This window comes from Helicobacter labacensis (assembly GCF_003660285.1).
Taxonomy (GTDB): Bacteria; Campylobacterota; Campylobacteria; order Campylobacterales; family Helicobacteraceae; genus Helicobacter; species Helicobacter labacensis.
This window is the reverse complement of sequence record NZ_QXQQ01000052.1, coordinates 1-1358: the sequence shown is the minus strand read 5'-3', so window position 1 is coordinate 1358 and position 1358 is coordinate 1. Positions and strand designations below refer to the sequence as shown.

Genomic DNA, 1358 nt, shown 5'->3' with positions numbered 1-1358 from the left:
GTTCTCACTCTATGTCCCTATAGTAGGGATTTTACAGAGTTTGAGCTCCAACGCATTCCCTACAGGTCTCACACATCATATCTCCAAAGGCGTAACTTTCGACACTCCCTGCCGTAGATACGAATGTATGAGAGTATTATACCACGGATTAGTGGCATTCATTCCACCCGCTAAAGACGAGTGGGATTTCTGCCGAGGAGGCTTAAACGATGCATTTTTTAGGGGTGAAAAAGGAAAAAAACATAGCCATTCTAAGCACTAGGAAGCCACAGAAAAGCTTAAAGGCTTTGGGGGTATTGAAACTCGCTTAATGAGAATCGCCGTCTATGAGTTTCCTAGAGGCGGACAGAGCACATCGTCTACAATCGTTGATTCAAAGCTTGGCAATACCCAAGCCCGATCCCTTGGATGATCGCACCAAAACGCGCCAGAATGCACGAAAAGCCTATCGATTTTTTAAGGTTTCTGCTTATTCTTAAAAACTGCGCTTTTTAATTCTCATGTTTGAGGCGTTTAAGTTTAGCTGGAATCGCGCCTAAATTTTGAGCCCAGATACTCTAAGAAAAATTTTACAGCGACTTCTGCACCCAAATACCCCACCCCAGCACTCAACGCCAAAGAAAGACCTAAGTTGAGATGAAAATACTCTTTGATGAGCTCATAGGCTAACCAAGTTGCCAGCATGCTCGACCCCGTGCCTAAGAACACATGGCGCAAGATGGCTAGAGCTCCACGGGCGTTTTCAAGCGTCTTTAGAGCGAACAAAAAGCCAGCAAAACAGCCCACAGCCAGCAAGATTCCGTATTCCAACACCACTGCGTGATTCACCATAAAAAAATCCTTTTCTTCACTGGCTAGAGACATGTTGGCAAGAACATGCGTTTTTGCTCTTGAGGCGGGCTTTTTCCAGCTCCATGAGCTCTTTAGCGTCCTGTTCATAATTGTTTAGATTTTGCGAAAGTGTGGCGACCGATCGAGAGTGCGCCTCCAAGACATGCGCCACATAGATGTTTGCTATTGTGAGAATGAGTAGCATAACAATGAGCAAGTTCAAAAAAAATGCGCTGGTTACCTAGCATAATGACTCCTTAGTGCCGTATTTTAGGGGTTTTTTGCTTGTCATGTGGAGCTCCTCTACTTGCAGATTTTCTTAACGATGTGTGCGATTATATCTGTGATGATCTCGCAGTGTTGGGGTTGTAAACACCCCGTTAGAATGGGGATGTGTAGCATCGTAACTGCGGTTAGTGTTAACATTGGATGTTTGCACATTCTTTTCCTTCCGATATTCTTTTATACGCCTCTCTAATCGTTTCTAATCGTTAGGGCAACATAGACGGGGTTTTTCCTTGTTGTGG

The 1358-nt window shown here is 44.4% G+C and carries 2 protein-coding genes; both read right to left on the bottom strand.

Annotated elements, in window-relative coordinates:
- Positions 1–519: 519 nt before the first annotated feature.
- A complete protein-coding gene (locus EAO33_RS08830) occupies positions 520–831 on the bottom strand; it encodes a holin (protein ID WP_120946410.1) in 312 nt (103 codons plus the stop codon).
- 16 nt (positions 832–847) lie between these two features.
- Positions 848–1003 (bottom strand): hypothetical protein, encoded by a 156-nt coding sequence (locus EAO33_RS08825; protein ID WP_162982285.1) that lies wholly within the window; start codon positions 1001–1003, stop codon positions 848–850.
- Between the last annotated feature and the right edge of the window lie 355 nt (positions 1004–1358).